This is a genomic window from Colwellia sp. 1_MG-2023, from assembly GCF_030546755.1.
In the GTDB taxonomy this organism is placed as follows: domain Bacteria; phylum Pseudomonadota; class Gammaproteobacteria; order Enterobacterales; family Alteromonadaceae; genus Thalassotalea_H.
On sequence record NZ_JAUOPE010000012.1, the window covers coordinates 77,953 to 94,006 of the forward strand.

13 protein-coding genes and 5 tRNA genes are annotated in these 16,054 nt (G+C 37.1%); 12 read left to right on the forward strand and 6 right to left on the reverse strand.

The window, feature by feature from the left end:
• Window positions 1-67 precede the first annotated feature (67 nt).
• A complete protein-coding gene (gene metG, locus Q4493_RS13830; protein ID WP_303453730.1) occupies window positions 68-2,197 on the reverse strand; it encodes a methionine--tRNA ligase in 2,130 nt (709 codons plus the stop codon).
• A gap of 166 nt (window positions 2,198-2,363) precedes the next feature.
• Here metG and apbC point away from each other — a divergent pair, with 166 nt between their 5' ends.
• The gene (gene apbC, locus Q4493_RS13835) at window positions 2,364-3,464 is read left to right on the forward strand and encodes an iron-sulfur cluster carrier protein ApbC (protein ID WP_303453733.1); all 1,101 of its coding nucleotides are present in this window, start codon (window positions 2,364-2,366) and stop codon (window positions 3,462-3,464) included.
• Window positions 3,465-3,510: 46 nt separating this feature from the next.
• On the forward strand, window positions 3,511-4,104 hold the full coding sequence (gene dcd, locus Q4493_RS13840) for a dCTP deaminase (RefSeq protein ID WP_303453737.1): 594 nt from the start codon (window positions 3,511-3,513) through the stop codon (window positions 4,102-4,104).
• Window positions 4,105-4,137: 33 nt separating this feature from the next.
• Here the strand turns inward: dcd and yvcK are convergent, their stop codons facing one another.
• On the reverse strand, window positions 4,138-5,085 hold the full coding sequence (gene yvcK / locus Q4493_RS13845) for a uridine diphosphate-N-acetylglucosamine-binding protein YvcK (protein ID WP_303453740.1): 948 nt from the start codon (window positions 5,083-5,085) through the stop codon (window positions 4,138-4,140).
• A 406-nt stretch (window positions 5,086-5,491) separates the two neighbouring features.
• Here yvcK and Q4493_RS13850 point away from each other — a divergent pair.
• The 5 genes from Q4493_RS13850 (at window position 5,492) to Q4493_RS13870 (ending at window position 6,694) form a co-directional block, all read left to right on the forward strand.
• Window positions 5,492-5,567 (forward strand) — tRNA-Ala (locus tag Q4493_RS13850).
• An 82-nt stretch (window positions 5,568-5,649) separates the two neighbouring features.
• Window positions 5,650-5,725, forward strand: a tRNA-Glu gene (locus Q4493_RS13855).
• A gap of 247 nt (window positions 5,726-5,972) precedes the next feature.
• A tRNA-Glu gene (locus tag Q4493_RS13860) sits at window positions 5,973-6,048 on the forward strand.
• 247 nt (window positions 6,049-6,295) lie between these two features.
• A tRNA-Glu gene (locus Q4493_RS13865) sits at window positions 6,296-6,371 on the forward strand.
• 247 nt (window positions 6,372-6,618) lie between these two features.
• Window positions 6,619-6,694, forward strand: a tRNA-Glu gene (locus tag Q4493_RS13870).
• A 155-nt stretch (window positions 6,695-6,849) separates the two neighbouring features.
• On the opposite strand, the gene Q4493_RS13875 is transcribed toward Q4493_RS13870, so the two are convergent.
• Both Q4493_RS13875 and Q4493_RS13880 read right to left on the reverse strand, forming a co-directional pair.
• Complete coding sequence (locus Q4493_RS13875; protein ID WP_303453743.1) at window positions 6,850-8,424, reverse strand: cation:proton antiporter family protein; 1,575 nt, start codon at window positions 8,422-8,424, stop codon at window positions 6,850-6,852.
• Between the two features lie 12 nt (window positions 8,425-8,436).
• Complete coding sequence (locus Q4493_RS13880) at window positions 8,437-9,054, reverse strand: arylesterase (protein ID WP_303453745.1); 618 nt, start codon at window positions 9,052-9,054, stop codon at window positions 8,437-8,439.
• On the opposite strand from Q4493_RS13880, the gene Q4493_RS13885 reads away from it, so the two are divergent.
• From Q4493_RS13885 to Q4493_RS13905, 5 genes are all read left to right on the forward strand, one after another.
• Window positions 9,053-9,802 carry an ABC transporter ATP-binding protein gene (locus Q4493_RS13885; RefSeq protein WP_303453749.1) on the forward strand — a complete coding sequence of 250 codons (750 nt, stop codon included), beginning with the start codon at window positions 9,053-9,055 and terminating at the stop codon, window positions 9,800-9,802. The two genes, Q4493_RS13880 and Q4493_RS13885, sit on opposite strands and share 2 nt — an antisense overlap.
• A 2-nt stretch (window positions 9,803-9,804) precedes the next feature.
• Window positions 9,805-12,360 (forward strand): ABC transporter permease, encoded by a 2,556-nt coding sequence (locus Q4493_RS13890; RefSeq protein WP_303453751.1) that lies wholly within the window; start codon window positions 9,805-9,807, stop codon window positions 12,358-12,360.
• A 159-nt stretch (window positions 12,361-12,519) separates the two neighbouring features.
• Entirely contained in the window at window positions 12,520-13,611 is a 1,092-nt protein-coding gene (locus tag Q4493_RS13895) for an AI-2E family transporter (protein ID WP_303453756.1), read from the forward strand.
• A gap of 200 nt (window positions 13,612-13,811) precedes the next feature.
• Window positions 13,812-14,240, forward strand: a complete 429-nt coding sequence (locus tag Q4493_RS13900; RefSeq protein ID WP_303453759.1) for a hypothetical protein — start codon at window positions 13,812-13,814, stop codon at window positions 14,238-14,240.
• 168 nt (window positions 14,241-14,408) lie between these two features.
• A complete protein-coding gene (locus Q4493_RS13905; protein WP_303453762.1) occupies window positions 14,409-15,020 on the forward strand; it encodes a hypothetical protein in 612 nt (203 codons plus the stop codon).
• Window positions 15,021-15,054: 34 nt separating this feature from the next.
• Here Q4493_RS13905 and Q4493_RS13910 read toward each other — a convergent pair whose 3' ends face one another.
• Both Q4493_RS13910 and Q4493_RS13915 read right to left on the reverse strand, forming a co-directional pair.
• A complete protein-coding gene (locus tag Q4493_RS13910; RefSeq protein WP_303453764.1) occupies window positions 15,055-15,528 on the reverse strand; it encodes a DUF2947 family protein in 474 nt (157 codons plus the stop codon).
• Between the two features lie 166 nt (window positions 15,529-15,694).
• Entirely contained in the window at window positions 15,695-15,997 is a 303-nt protein-coding gene (locus Q4493_RS13915; protein ID WP_303453766.1) for a helix-hairpin-helix domain-containing protein, read from the reverse strand.
• Window positions 15,998-16,054: the final 57 nt, after the last annotated feature.

Sequence of the window (16,054 nt, forward strand, 5' to 3'; positions counted from 1 at the left end):
CCTGTAACAGGACAGGGGATAAAATCTTAGCTATCCACCGGGTGTAAAGTGAATATTGGCTTGGCAGTTATTTTACTTTCATACCAGGTTTAGCACCATCTTCTGGATTCATTATCCATAAGTCTTTACCACCAGGTCCTGCAGCTAAAACCATGCCTTCTGACATTCCAAAGCGCATTTTACGAGGTGCAAGGTTAGCAACCATAACGGTTAACTTGCCTTGTAAGTCTTCAGGTTGATAAGCTGACTTTATACCAGCAAATACTTGACGTGTTTCGCCATTTTCATTTGAGTCTAAGGCAAGCTCCAAACGCAGTAGTTTATCGGCACCTTCAACGTGCTCTGCTTTAACTATTTTTGCGATACGTAAGTCAATTTTAGCAAAATCATCAAATTGTATTTCTGGTGCTATGGGATCTGCGCCTAAAGGATCGGCAAGAGCAGCTGAATTATCGATAACTTTTTCTTTTTTAGCCTTTTTCTTTTTAGGTGTCTTTTCTTCTTTAGCCGTTTCACCGCCTAAACTTTCTTTCGATGCATCAGTCATGGCATTAATTTTATCCATGTCGACACGCTGTAAAAGCGCCTTAAACTTGTTGATTTTATGGTCGGTTAAAATCGTTTTATGACCTTCCCATAATAATTCATCATTTAAAAAGCTTTCTGTACTTTCTGCTAAAACCGGTAACACGGGTTTTAAATAAATCATTAAGGTTCTAAACAAGTTGATACCAAGCGAGCAAATGTCTTGTACTTCTTGTTGTTTAGTTTCATCTTTAATCAACTGCCAAGGTTCTTTCACGGCAATATATTCGTTAACTTTGTCGGCGAGCGCCATTATTTCACGCATCGCTTTACCAAATTCACGATTTTCATACAGCTCAGCTAAACGGTCACCCGCAGAGGTTACTTCATCGGCTAACACTTGATCATCGATATTTGCTGATAACATGCCATCAAAACGTTTAGTAATAAAACTTGCACAACGAGAGGCAATATTTACCACTTTCCCAACGAGATCAGAGTTAACACGTTGGGCAAAGTCTTCAAGGTTTAAATCTAAATCATCAATACGGTTTGTTAATTTTGCCGCATAGTAATAACGTAAATATTCAGGATTTAAATGATCTAAATAAGTACGACCTTTAATAAAGGTACCTTTAGATTTAGACATTTTTGCGCCATTAACAGTAACAAAGCCATGGGCATACACTGAGGTAGGTTTACGATAGCCGGCACCTTCTAACATGGCTGGCCAAAATAAACTGTGGAAATAAATGATATCTTTACCGATGAAATGATAAAGCTCAGCATCAGAGTTTTCTTGCCAAAAACTGTCAAAATCAATATTTTCTTTTTCACATAAATGCTTAAAGCTGCCCATATAGCCAATTGGTGCGTCTAACCACACGTAGAAAAATTTGCCCGGTGCATTAGGAATTTCAAAGCCAAAATATGGTGCATCACGACTGATATCCCATTGCTTTAAGCCAGAATCAAACCATTCGCTGAGTTTGTTGGCCATTTCTTCTTGTAATGAACCGCCGGTTGTCCAGTCTTTCAACATTTGTTCAAAAGCCGGTAAGTCGAAGAAATAATGTTCAGAATCTTTTAATACCGGCGTAGCGCCTGATACGACAGAGCGAGGGTTAATAACCTCAGTTGGTGAGTAAGTGGCGCCACAGTTATCACAGCTATCACCGTTTTCATCTTCACTTTTACACTTGGGACATGTGCCTTTTACAAAGCGGTCAGGTAAAAACATGCCTTTTTCTGGATCATATAACTGTGAAATTGTCCGAGTTTTAATATGGCCGTTAGCGTGAAGTTTGTTATATATTTCTTCAGCAAATGCTTTGTTTTCATCACTATGCGTTGAGTGATAATTATCGAAACTGATATGAAAATCATTAAAGTCGCGCATATGTTCATCGCGAATACCGGCAATCATTGCTTCTGGTGTTACACCTAATTCTTGTGCCTTAAGCATAATAGGAGTGCCATGGGCGTCGTCAGCACAAACAAAATATGTTTCATTACCACGCATTCGTTGAAACCTAACCCAAATATCAGTTTGAATATGTTCAAGTAAATGACCTAAATGAATTGAGCCATTCGCGTATGGGAGGGCACAAGTAACGAGTATTTTACGTTTATTAGCCGTTGTTGATGTACTAGATTGCGAGTTTAATTGCATAGGTGTCTTCAGTTCTTTTGCCAAACAAAAAATGTTTACGATTTATGGTGGTAATTATGGGGGGAATGGTACAGAATTTATCAACATTTTTCATTAAGAATTATCGGCATTTAATAGCAAATATCGATATATATTCTTATATTTTTCAAAAATAAGTTTTTATCTTATGTTTTCTAAATTATTTTCTTCAAAATCAGTCCCTAAAGAACAGCAATTAGTCATTGAAAAATTTTATCAAGAATATAAAAGTGATTTTTTCCCCAACGGAATTTCAACGATTTGTCAATTAGAGCAATTAGCCCTGATTGATGGTCATATAACGCTAACATTGAAAGTCCCATTTGCTTGTGAAGATGAATTACAACATTTTGCTGAAAAGTTGCTTGAAACGCATCAAATATCAATCATTGTTGATGGCCAACTTGATGTTATTAAAATTAAAAAACATCAAATCCCCGGTATTAAAAATATTATTGCCGTTTCATCTGGTAAAGGGGGTGTTGGTAAATCAACGACGACAGTTAATCTTGCCTATGCTTTACAAGCGCTAGGAGCAAGAGTAGGTATTTTAGATGCCGATATTTACGGGCCGTCTATTCCTAAAATGCTCGGGATAGAAAATGAAAAAGTCACTTCAAATGATGGCAAATTAATGTCTCCCATTGAAGTAAATGATTTATCGGCTATTTCCATTGGCTTTTTGGTGGATAAAGCCGACGCCACGATATGGCGAGGTCCTATGGCGAGTAGGGCGTTTGGACAACTTTTAAATGAATGTGCATGGCAAAATATTGATTATTTACTGATAGATATGCCACCAGGTACTGGCGATATTCAATTAACTTTGGCTCAACAAGTACCCGTTGCTGCGGCGGTTATTATAACAACGCCTCAAGATATCGCTTTAGACGATGCAGCAAAAGGTATTGCGATGTTTAACAAAGTGAATGTTCCCGTGTTAGGGGTGATAGAAAATATGAGTTATCACCTGTGTGAAAACTGTGGAGAAAAATCACATTTATTTGGCAGTGGCGGTGGTGAGCGATTAAGCGAGGAGTTTAATACTCAGTTATTAGGTCAATTACCGTTAGATATCTCGATATGTCAGCATGCCGATAGTGGTAGATCGGCATTGCTTGAAAATAGCACTGGTGATATTGCTATACAATACCGTAGAATAGCCGCCAAAATAGCCGCTGATTTATTTTATCAGTTTGATGTTCGTAGCCCTCAAACGAGCGAAATACTTTTTACACAAATTGATTAGCCTTAATCGATTCGTCATTTAATAGAGCAATAAGTGAAAAACAGCCATGAGACTTTGTGATAACGACATAGAAAAATTAATTGAACAAGAACGAATTGTTATCTCGCCTAAACCCGATGAAACAATGATTTCAGGGGTGAGTGTTGATATCAGGCTTGGTCATGAGTTTCGTGTTTTTCAAGATCATACCGCACCTTATATCGATTTAAGTGGCCCGAAAGAAGAAATGCAAAAAGCGATGAATTCTGTGATGAGTGATGAAATTGTCATTCCAGATGGAGAGGCTTTTTTCTTACATCCAGGCGAATTAGCATTAGCGGTAACTTATGAATCTGTTACTTTGCCCGACGATATCGTCGGTTGGTTAGATGGTCGTTCTTCATTAGCGCGTCTTGGCTTAATGGTACATGTAACGGCACATCGCATTGATCCAGGTTGGTCTGGGCAAATTGTTTTGGAATTTTATAACAGTGGTAAATTACCATTAGCGCTTCGTCCAAAAATGAAAATTGCCGCACTAAATTTTGAAACTATGTCTGGCAGCGCACAAAGACCATATAACAAGAGGTTAGATGCTAAATATAAAGGTCAGATGGGCGCCGTCGCTAGTAGAATAAGCGAAGATGAACGCTCAAAGTAAATATCGATGTGGCGTATTAATTAGTAGGAATTGTTAAGAATTAACTATCTTTGAAAAGTCGTTAACTGATTTATGATCAAGCGGTATCGGCTTCTCTTGGATATTTGCCACACATTGTTCTAATGCGGTTATTAATTTTGCTCTATCGTGATAGTGCTCAATATTCTGATTAGCTAGATCACAATTTAATACCGGTAAAATATCTGATTTAACCTCATTACCATTGGCGATAACACTATCGATAGGTAAACAGCCGATATTCTCTTTTATCCATAATAATTTTTCATCTAAGCTAAGCTTTGAAGAAGGGCTTTTTTCTGGCACGATATTTTCGATAAACACACAATGCGCTTTACTATTGTTAATACCATTAACAATATCTCTGACTAATAACGGCGGCACAACACTGGTAAGAAAACTACCAGGGCCTAAAATAATTAAATCAGCGTTAGCTAACGCTTCATTGCAATGAGATAAGGTTTTAACTAACGGAGCTAACATCAGGTTTTTTGGCATTACTGGCATTTCGTCTACCGATAATTCACCAACTCGGCATCGACCTTCAGGATAGAAAGCCATTAGATCCGTGGGCGTTTCTGACATAGGTAAAACAGGCGTTTTAACTCTTAGTAGTCGACGAACTAATTTGATCGAGTCAAGAGGACGAGACTGAATTTGGCCTAAAGCAAATAAAATAAGGTTTCCTAAATTATGCCCGCCTAATTCATCTCCACCGTCGAAACGAAAATCGAAAAGCTGGCTTCCAATTGAGTCTTGATCTACCAATTGGGTTAAACAGTTTCGTAAATCTCCCCAAGCTATGGTACTACTGCGTTTTCTTAATCTTCCAGTAGAGCCGCCGTTGTCCGTTGTCGTTACAATACCAGTGAGTTGTTTTTCCAAAAATGAAAGTGTCGATAATACACGACCTAAGCCGTGACCTCCGCCAATGGCTACAACTTTGATATTTTTTAATTGCATATATTATTTTTATAACAGAGAGATAACATTAACTTTACCGCTTTTTATCATGAAAATAAAGTAAAAGGCTTATTAGGCTATGCATGAAGCGAGGTTTTGCTGTATAAAAAATATTTTTAAACTATCATTATCTATTGTAAAAAGTGTAATGATTAATGAATTTCACCTACATATTTAAATCATTAAGAAAAACATTGCGATTAAACACTTGAATATACAAAAAATAGTCAAGTTGTCGTTTATATAATCACTTAGTTAACTGTCTTTAAAAAAATAGCCTTTTATCTAAAATAAGGGTTGACAGTGAAAGGGCTGCTGCTTAGAATGCGCCTCGCTTTCGATGAGTAGCAGTACACTTTTCGAATTCTGAAATAAAGGTACTAGGCCACCAATATTTCAGTCAAGCGGGGCTATAGCTCAGCTGGGAGAGCGCTTCGCTGGCAGCGAAGAGGTCTGCGGTTCGATCCCGCATAGCTCCACCATATTTTATAGAGGTGTTTGATAACATTTCTTAGATAGTTTTATTGGTTAATTCAGTTATAAAATATTGATTAACTAATTTGTGTCCCTATCGTCTAGAGGCCTAGGACACCGCCCTTTCACGGCGGTAACAGGGGTTCGAATCCCCTTAGGGATGCCACATTTAGCTGTTGTTTTACGTTTGTCGTAGAGTGATAGTGAAGGGTAAAGTAATCTAGGTCTTACTTTATACCTTGATTGAAAAATCGAAAAACGTTTGACGCTAATTGTTTTAAATGATTATTTTGAATAATTAGTTGGAAAGGGTAACCTTTTCAAAAGATTTGCTTTGCATAGAACCACTTAGGATATGTTTATTCTAACGTTTTAGGCAAAACTATCGAAATATTTCGATAAGCAAGTTTTGCGTCCCTATCGTCTAGAGGCCTAGGACACCGCCCTTTCACGGCGGTAACAGGGGTTCGAATCCCCTTAGGGATGCCACATTTAGCTGTTATTTTACGTTTGTCGTAGAGTGATAGTGAAGGGTAAAGTAATCTAGGTCTTACTTTATACCTTGATTGAAAAATCGAAAAACGTTTGACGCTAATTGTTTTAAATGATTATTTTGAATAATTAGTTGGAAAGGGTAACCTTTTCAAAAGATTTGCTTTGCTTAAGACCACTTAGGAAAGATGTTTTCTATCGTATTAGGCAAAACTATCGAAATATTTCGATAAGCAAGTTTTGCGTCCCTATCGTCTAGAGGCCTAGGACACCGCCCTTTCACGGCGGTAACAGGGGTTCGAATCCCCTTAGGGATGCCACATTTAGCTGTTATTTTACGTTTGTCGTAGAGTGATAGTGAAGGGTAAAGTAATCTAGGTCTTACTTTATACCTTGATTGAAAAATCGAAAAACGTTTGACGCTAATTGTTTTAAATGATTATTTTGAATAATTAGTTGGAAAGGGTAACCTTTTCAAAAGATTTGCTTTGCTTAAGACCACTTAGGAAAGATGTTTTCTAACGTCTTAGGCAAAACTATCGAAATATTTCGATAAGCAAGTTTTGCGTCCCTATCGTCTAGAGGCCTAGGACACCGCCCTTTCACGGCGGTAACAGGGGTTCGAATCCCCTTAGGGATGCCACTTTTAAAGTACAAACAAGCCGACGTAATGTCGGCTTTTTTGTTTTAATTTTTTAGCTGAACCTAACAGCAATTCGATAAGCTTTACTATTACTACCGTTAAATAGTAAAGCTTAGCGTTTAGTACAGTAAATTTAAAGAATTGTAAAACAACGCTTAAGTTAATTGTCCTTTCACTAAATTAATACTTTCTTCAGCAAAACCTACACCCGCTTCACTGTAAAAGTTAAATACTTTATCTACACCAAATGTTTCCAAGGCTTCTCGTTCATCGTCGTATCGTGCAATGGCAGCAATCTTACCTTTAAATTTAGCATGTTTTAGTTGAGAGGTAATATTCATAATGTCTTGTACTGATGGCAGTGCAAGTAGCACTAACTTTATTTGATCTAAATCGATGTTTTCCCAGAAGTCGGCATCTTCAGCGTCCCCTTGATAAGCACGAATATTCATGTCGTGTAATAAAGCAAGTTTCGTTTTATCTGTATCTAAACCCCAAGCTTGGTTCGGGGTTTGCATTTCAAGCGCCTTATAAGCCCCCATACCAACTCGTCCCATACCGATAATAACAACAGGAGCGTCACAGGGCTGAACAAAACTATCTTCGGGTAATTTCTCTGGGTGCTGAAAACGATTAAATAAAGACTTATATTGTGCGTAAAAATCATGAGCATAGTTATATAAAACATTGGTAATGATAAAAGAAATTGAAACCGCTAATGACAATATCACTAACCATTCTTTATCTAACCAGTTAGCTTTTGTGCTTATTGCGGCAACAATTAAACCAAACTCACTAAAATTTGTTAACGCTAAGGCACTTAAAAATGAAGTTCTCGCTCTTAATCTAAAGAGGTTAAATGAATAAAAGAACAAGATGAATTTAAAAGGCAGCGTAAGGGTAAGTAATAGCGCAATACCCAACATTTCCCAGGTAGGTAAGGCTGCAAAACCAATGGATAAAAAGAATCCTATTAGAAAAATATCTTTAAAACTTAGTAAAGATTTATTGATTTCGGTGGCTTTAGTGTGACTGGCTAAATACATACCTGCTAATAAAGCACCTAAATCCCCTTTAACGCTGACTAGTTCAAATAACTCATAAGCGCCAAACGCTAAGAAAAACCCCATAAGTGGGATTAATTCACCATGACCAACTTTATCGATCAGTTTAGATAAAAGTGGTTTTAATGGGATAAGTAGTAATAATGATACCGCCCAAACTGATGGCGTTTTTCCGGTTGCAGCAACAAGGAATATTACGGCAAAAATATCTTGCATAACCAATATACCAACCGCGAGTTTACCGTGGCGTGTTTTCATTTCGCCATGATCTTCTAATAATTTCACCACACAAACCGTACTACTAAACGATAGTGCGAAAATGATCAAAGCTGACGATTGATAAGTAAGTGATGAAATAAACGGGATGGTGGTGAAGGCTAACACTTTTAAAAACAAGCAGCCGGCAATTAGCCAAATCAGTGAATGTGAAATACTTCCTGCCCAAACTTCTTTTTTAGCTAGATCTGAAATATTTAATTTTAACCCTATGGTAAATAACATTAAAGTGATGCCAATATTGGCAAGTTCTAACACTAAATTATCGGCTTGAAATCCTAAAAAGTTCAAAATAAAGCCAGCCAGTAAATAGCCAATTGAAGGAGGTAAACTCACTAGTTTTGCTATAAACCCACAAGCGAAGGCAAATAAAATCCAAATAAATTCCATGTGTAACTAAACCTATTCCATTAAATGAGTTAATTGTTTTTCAACATAGTTTGCAATTAAAGGTTGTGCTTTAATATTGGGGTGGATGCCATCTTGTTGCATTAAGTCTGGATCTAACGCAACTTGTTCCATAAAAAAGGGCAATAATGTGCTATTAGTTTCTTTAGCTACTTCATCAAATACTGCTTCAAACATTTTTAAATACCTTACTCCATAATTTGGTGTAATTTTAATCTTCATTAAACTAACAGGAATGTTTTTTTGTTTGGCTATGTTTATCATTTGTAACAAATTTTTTTTAATTGATTTAGGTGGGTAACCGCGTAAGCCATCATTTCCCCCTAACTCAATAATCAAATGGTCGACTTTATTGTCTTTTAATACCCCTTCAAGTCGAGATAAACCGCCGGCTGTCGTCTCACCACTAACACTAGCATTTATAATTCTGTAAGGTGATTTTTTAGCGATTAATTGTTCATTTAACAGATGTACCCAGCCTTGTTTTTGCTCCATTCCATAGCCTGCACTGACACTATCTCCAAATAATAGGATAGAACTAGTTGCCCAACTGGTGGTCATTAAGGTTAAATAGATAAAAAGAAATAAAGCAATAGATGAGTATTTTTTCATGAAGGTCCATTCCGAAGTAGAAGCTGAAAGCATATTAAAAGTTAGTTCTCTTACCAAATCAGTTCAGTTAGAAGATAAAACCCTGGCGTTATTACAGCCGACAGATTTAACGGTAAACAATGGCGAAACCATCGCGATTGTTGGTTCATCAGGATCAGGAAAAACAACCTTGTTATCTATTTTAGCAGGACTTGATTTACCAACGTCAGGGGAAGTTTATCTTAAAAACCATGCATTACACCAGCTTAATGAAGAACAACGTAGCCAAGTGCGAGCCAATCATGTGGGTTTTATCTTTCAACAATTCTTATTGATAAACAGTTTAACCGCCCTTGAAAATGTGATGTTACCTGCGGAATTAGCCAATATTGATGAAGCAGAACAACGTGGGAAAGCGTTATTAGAGAAAGTTGGCTTAGGAGATAGACTTGATCATTATCCGTCTCAACTTTCTGGTGGTGAGCAGCAAAGAGTGGCTATCGCTCGAGCGTTTATCGGCGAACCAGATATTTTATTTGCCGATGAACCAACAGGAAATCTAGATACTAAAACAGGCCTACATATTACTGAGTTGTTGTTTGATTTAAATGAGCAATTAGGAACTACTTTAGTGCTAGTTACTCATGATCCTAAATTAGCTGCACGTTGTCAGCGACAAGTAGAAATGGACAGTGGTGTACTTACCCAAGCGTCAGAAAACAGTGTTTATGTTAGTAATGAAAATTCAACTGTCGCAAATGTAGGTTAATTATGACAAGTTCAAATAACATTTGGTACAAACAGTCGCTACGTTTACTCGATCATGAACTTCGTCGTGGCGAATTAACCATTATCTTTTTAGCTATTGTCTTAGCGGTTGCAACTGTCTTTTCATTAACCGGATTTTCAGGGCAAATAAAACACGCTATCGTGGCAAATAGTACCAATACCATCGCAGCCGATCGTGTTTTTGGGGGAAATGGCCCTATTGATGACAAATTTATTACCAAAAGTGAATCATTGAATTTAAATGTTGCTCAGAAAGTGGCAACTGATTCAATGGTCTTTTTTGGTGACAATATGTTGCTTAGCGAAATTGATGCTGTTTCGACTAACTATCCATTACGTGGAGAATTAAAAATTCAACGTGCTATCAATGGCGTTGAAGAAGTGGTTGGTGGGCCAGCGCGTGGCGAGTTATGGGTTGAACGTAGTTTGCTTAGTCGACTAGGCGTTGAAATCGGCGATACGGTTGAAATTGGTGTAGCACCATTAAAAATTGCGGGGATTATTACTAATATTCCTGATCGCTCTTACCGATTTTTAGTGGCAGGGCCGACTATTTTAATGAATGTTGATGATTTACCTGCAACCGATATTGTCCAGCCAGGCAGTCGAATGTGGCATTCTTATTTGTTTGCTGGAGAGCCAACTGCGATAGAAACGTTCGAAGAATGGATAAAACCTCAGGTTAATGATACTCAACGTTGGTACGACGCTAAGCGCGCACAAAATCGTTTATCAACCACGCTTGGTAGTGCTGAACGATTTTTATCATTAGCGAGTATGCTCGGTATTGTTTTAGCAGCTGTTGCTGTTGCCGTTGCAAGTAGACGATACGGACAGCGGCATCAATCTGTTGTTGCTGTGTTTAGAGCGCTCGGTGCCTCTATCTCGCATGTCCGCAAACTGTATTGCTTACATTGGACTTTATTAAGTGTCATTAGTATTGCGGCAGGTTTACTTTTAGGTTACGTGTTACTATTTATGGGAGCTAATGCCATTGAAGAGTATTTATCATTAGATGATTCACCGCTAACGTTTACCCCTTTTATTACCGCGATTGTAACTGGCTTATTATGTGCGGTTGCTTTTGCTATTCATCCGATAAAATCCCTGATTCATACATCACCACTTTCGGTGATTAGAGGTTTTTCAGCGGCGAAAGACGTTCAGTTTGGTTGGCATCAATTAATCCCATTGGTGGCATTATTAGCTTTATTATTGATGTTTAGTGGCGACATCATCATGAGCTTTTCACTATTGGCTGGTGGTTTATTGGTTTCCATTATTTTGCTTGGTTTAGGGCGTTTGGTAATGAATGCTGGACGAAGTGTCGGTACTAAAGCGGGTAAGTCATGGCATTTAGCGTTAGCAAATTTAAAACGACGGGCCAATGAAAACAGTGTGCAATTAGTCAGTTTTACCATCGCGATAAAATTATTATTACTAATAACCGTGATGAAAACCTCAATTATTGACGAGTGGCAAGCTCAGTTTCCAGAAGATACCCCGAATCAATATTTAGTTAATATTACCGAAGAACAAATTGCGCCACTTACTCAGTTCACTGAAGAAAATGATATTCCACATCGAGGTTTTTTTGCGGTATATCGTGGCCGATTAACGTCAATCAATGGTGAACAAACCATTCGAATTAAAGACAATCAAGAAGATAAGTTGGCAAATGAAGCAGACAAAGACAAGGAGAATAAAGAAAAGGAGCCAGAAGGTCGTAGAGGCATGGGACGTGAACTTGGCTTAACTTGGTTAAATGACGTTCCTCAACAAAATAAAATTCTCGAAGGCCAGTGGTGGCAAAAAGACGATAAAACGCCACAGGTCTCTGTTGAGTCAGGTGTTGCTGAAAGGCTTGATATTAAATTAGGTGATGAATTAGCGTTTAATATTGGTGGGCGTGAAATTACCGCGTCGGTTACAAGTTTGCGTGAAGTGAATTGGAAAACCCGTCAACTTAATTTTATTATGATCTTTAATCAATCGGTATTAGCTGACTTTCCTGCCACGTCTATTTCTGCTTGGAATGTTGCGCCTGAGAAAAAAGACGCCTTTTATCAACTCATCGGGCAGTACCCAACAATTTCAATGATTGATTTTGATAATATTATGAAACAGTTGAATCAAATGATTGAACAAGTCACTATCGCTATTGAATTAATTTTAGTGTTAGTCGTACTTGCGGGCAGTTTGGTTTTAGTTGCTCAAGTACAAGCGAGCATGGAAGAACGAGAACGAGAACTTGCTATTTTACGTACGCTTGGGGCAAAAGGCTCATTGTTACGTAACAGCATTTTGTTTGAGTTTGTAGCCTTAGGCGGCATTGCTGGTTTGATGGCAAGTATCGGTATGGAGATAGGCGTTTTCTTTTTACAAACGCAAACCTTTGACATGACTGGCAGTTTTCACTTTTCTTATTGGTTAGTGGGAATTTTATCTGGCGCTGGCTTTGTCGGTTTAATTGGCATGCTTAGCTGTTATCGCTTGTTAAACTTAACGAGTGTTACTTTGATCCGCAGAACAATGTAATGAACTCTTGATTGTATTACTAGGCATAGTTTATCGAATTTTATCCCGTTAATTAAATAATAATTAACGGGATTTTTAATTTCTGGCCGTGATTGTCACTGTTTTTCATTTCGCTTTTACCGTATAGTTTTAATTATTATCAAAAATAAAAAGTTTCTTATGGCTTCACTAGAAAATACCAATGGCGTGATGAAAGCATTATTAGTTACTGCAGCATTATTTGTTGTTTTAGCTGGCATCAAAACCGCAACTAATATTTTAGTACCATTTTTGCTCTCCGCATTTATCGCAATTATTTGTAACCCGTTAGTCACGAATGCACAAAAATATAAAGTGCCTAAGGGAATCGCGGTGTTATTGGTTATTTTGATGTTTGTCACTATTGTCTTGTCGTTAGCCGGATTAGTTGGAAAATCATTAAGTGAGTTATCCGCGTTAATGCCGGTTTACCGGGCGCAGTTAACGGTTCAACTAGCCTGGGTAATCGAAAAACTTGCTACTTACAACATTGTACTCTCCTCAGAATTGATCACTGAATATGTTGACCCTGCGGCGGCTATGGGACTGGCAGCTGATATGTTAAGTGGATTAGGCAATGTGATGGCAAATTTATTTTTGATCATTATTACCGTGGTATTTATGTTGTCAGAGGCATCTTCAATGCCGAAAAAGCTTCATTTAGCTTTTGATGATCCGCAAATGCGTATGAGACAAATTGATCGTTTTTTATCATCGGTTAATAATTATTTGGCCATCAAAACTTTAGTCAGCATTGCAACGGGAGCTTGTGTTTCTATTATGCTGTGGGCGTTCGGGTTAGATTTTCCGCTATTATGGGGCGTGTTAGCTTTTTTACTGAATTATATTCCTAATATTGGTTCTATCATTGCTGCTGTACCTGCTATGTCGCTAGCGGTATTACAACTTGGCGCTCCCGAAGCTGGTTTTATTGGTTTAGGTTACTTAGTGATTAATACTGTGATGGGCAATGCGGTAGAGCCGCGATTTTTAGGTAAAGGCCTAGGGTTATCAACTTTAGTGGTATTTTTATCGTTAATATTTTGGGGCTGGTTATTAGGCACCGTAGGTATGTTACTTTCAGTGCCATTAACTATGATCATTAAAATAGCATTGGAAACATCAAAAGAAGGTCGTTGGCTTGCGGTAATGTTGTCAGGTGAAAACTTATCTGAATATACTACGGAAGAAATTATTGAAGAAGTGAATGAAAAAGAAACAAGCCAAGCATAATTTCATTCTTCAGCTTAAATAACTACTCACATAATGCAGGCAATATAATAAAGGTCCTTTTTAGATTTTGCCTGCTTACACTTTTTAACATCCGACTTGTCATTTCTTACATCTTAGTTACTGAATCTAACAGCCGTTATTGAAATAATTAGCTTAATGACAACGCCTAAGATTAGGTTTAAACAACGGATGAGTAGCCCATGAAACTTTTACCTTATATGCTTTTTGCTTTTTTAATAACCGGTTGTAGTACTAACGGTGTAAATCGAGAAAATCAAAATTTAATCATTCAAAAATATTACACACAAGTTAGTCATAGAGAAGAAGTTAAGCTCGCTTCAAATGTTCCGTCAGGCATTGTTGGCGGAAGCATCATTGGGGCACTTGACCAAGCTGATGGTAATAGTGATGATATTATCGGTGGTGCCATAGTTGGTGCGGTTTTTGGCGGTTTATTTACCCGATTATCAGAAGGGGATAGTAAAGCTTATGAATACCATTTATATACGCCTGAGTTAGGCTCATTTACGTTAGTGCAAAAACAAAAAGTCGATATAGCGTCAGGTTGTTTACTTGTTAGCGTATCTAGTATTACACGAGTTTATCAAGATGATATCGGTCGATGTTAGTGGTGAAATAAATAAACAAGCCCTAATAAATTGAGAACTTATGAAAGGAAAGACAATGTTATGTTCAATTATTGTTAATTATCGTGCGATAATAGCTAATGTTATGTTTTTTTTAACCCTTTATCTTTTAATCCTATCTCTTTAAATCTATAAATCACTGGAAGTGAAATGTCTTATTTTTTTAATCGTATTGTTATTGTGATCCTGTTAATGGTTTGCAATTTTGCCACAGCTTCGACAGATCAGGAAATCGGATTTTTTCTAAAAACTGAACTGAACGATGGAGATTATATTAATGGGGTTGGCAGTGAGTATTGGTTAATTAATCCTAATTCTTCAGTTGGCATTGCCATAAACAGTTCACTGGGAAATGCAAAAGTGACAGATGATTTAAATATTGAACATCATTATCTAGCATGGGATTTAGGGATAAAATTTGGTTATTTTTCAGATGTCTTTGTTTACGCAGAACTTGGATTCGATTTTGGTGAAATGGTATTAAGTGATCGGGATAAAGATGAGTATGATCAACATCTAACGTTCAGCGAGTTTTTAACATATCTTGCCACCGATGCTTATACTAAACCCCATAGTTATGCAGATTATTATCAAGATTACGATAGCTCAAATGATATTGATGGTTATATTGGCTCTGGACTAGGGATTAAATTTGATAGCATTGTTGTTGAAGGCTTCGCTCGTTATCGTCAAATTGATGGCGAATATTGGCAAGCCGACAGCCAAATGTATTCAGGGGTGAAATTAACGCTGTTATTTTAACTTATTAAAAGCGTTAATTATCTTACTGGTATCGTTAAGCTTTTTTACCCACTTTAAATTGGCCATTAGCACTAAATTGGATGGCTTCAGAGCGTTTTTTACCTATTAATAAGGTACCATCATCGATAAATAAAAAGTTTTTCCAGCAGTTTTTAAAATTAAGCCAAGTGGTTTCAATTACAAGTTTTCTATTAATACAATAATAAACAACGGTATTTGGATCCCACTGGATATTTTCTAAAATCGCGCTAGGTAGTTCTGTTTCATCGCTGTCCCAAATACCTTCCCATTTTCCTGATTCGTGCCAACTTTCCTTGTCAAACGCCCAATCTCCTTGTTTGAAAAAATCAGGATGATCGGCACTTTTACTAATAAAACTATCCCATAAAACCATGGCTCTTTGCTCTGTCATCGGCTTAATTTTGTTTAATACTTTACTGTCGATAGGTAAACTTTTATGGCGAAAGATCCATGCGTATTTAAATTCATCTAATGGGATATAGTTCATTAATTATTTTATTTAGCGAGAAACTTGCGGGGATTATAACAGGGGAGATTATGAACTTTAATAACTATTATCTAATAAATGTGTCTAATAAAAGTGATTAGATAAGTACTAAACACATGTGTTTAGTACTTAATGGCTCAAAGATTGAAATGATTAAATAGCATGATCACAGTTTCAATCGACTTTTGTTTTCAGCTAATACATGTTTGCCAATGCCTTGCACTTTCAGTAAGTCTTCAATATTGGCAAAAGGACCATTGGTTTGACGGTAAGTGACTATTGCTTGTGCTTTTTTCATTCCTACGCCTTTCAAAGTCACTAAGTCTTTCGGCTCAGCATTGTTAATATCGATCACCAGTATATTGGCAGTTGCTTTGTTAGGCGCTGCTTTTATCTCATTGATGGCGATTGATTGAAAAGAAGTAAAAGTGAAAATTATGACAATTAACGTAAGTATTTGCTTATTCATGATTAATATCCTTATAAGTGAAGTTCCATTTGTTACTAACTTCTAACGACAACATGA

Bases quoted from the DNA above. Each gene is read 5' to 3' on its own strand.
- metG (WP_303453730.1), bottom strand. From the start codon at position 2,197: ATGCAATTAAACTCGCAATCTAGTACATCAACAACGGCTAATAAACGT.
- apbC (WP_303453733.1), top strand. From the start codon at position 2,364: ATGTTTTCTAAATTATTTTCTTCAAAATCAGTCCCTAAAGAACAGCAA.
- dcd (WP_303453737.1), top strand. From the start codon at position 3,511: ATGAGACTTTGTGATAACGACATAGAAAAATTAATTGAACAAGAACGA.
- yvcK (WP_303453740.1), bottom strand. From the start codon at position 5,085: ATGCAATTAAAAAATATCAAAGTTGTAGCCATTGGCGGAGGTCACGGC.
- Q4493_RS13875 (WP_303453743.1), bottom strand. From the start codon at position 8,424: ATGGAATTTATTTGGATTTTATTTGCCTTCGCTTGTGGGTTTATAGCA.
- Q4493_RS13885 (WP_303453749.1), top strand. From the start codon at position 9,053: ATGAAGGTCCATTCCGAAGTAGAAGCTGAAAGCATATTAAAAGTTAGT.
- Q4493_RS13880 (WP_303453745.1), bottom strand. From the start codon at position 9,054: ATGAAAAAATACTCATCTATTGCTTTATTTCTTTTTATCTATTTAACC.
- Q4493_RS13890 (WP_303453751.1), top strand. From the start codon at position 9,805: ATGACAAGTTCAAATAACATTTGGTACAAACAGTCGCTACGTTTACTC.
- Q4493_RS13895 (WP_303453756.1), top strand. From the start codon at position 12,520: ATGGCTTCACTAGAAAATACCAATGGCGTGATGAAAGCATTATTAGTT.
- Q4493_RS13900 (WP_303453759.1), top strand. From the start codon at position 13,812: ATGAAACTTTTACCTTATATGCTTTTTGCTTTTTTAATAACCGGTTGT.
- Q4493_RS13905 (WP_303453762.1), top strand. From the start codon at position 14,409: ATGTCTTATTTTTTTAATCGTATTGTTATTGTGATCCTGTTAATGGTT.
- Q4493_RS13910 (WP_303453764.1), bottom strand. From the start codon at position 15,528: ATGAACTATATCCCATTAGATGAATTTAAATACGCATGGATCTTTCGC.
- Q4493_RS13915 (WP_303453766.1), bottom strand. From the start codon at position 15,997: ATGAATAAGCAAATACTTACGTTAATTGTCATAATTTTCACTTTTACT.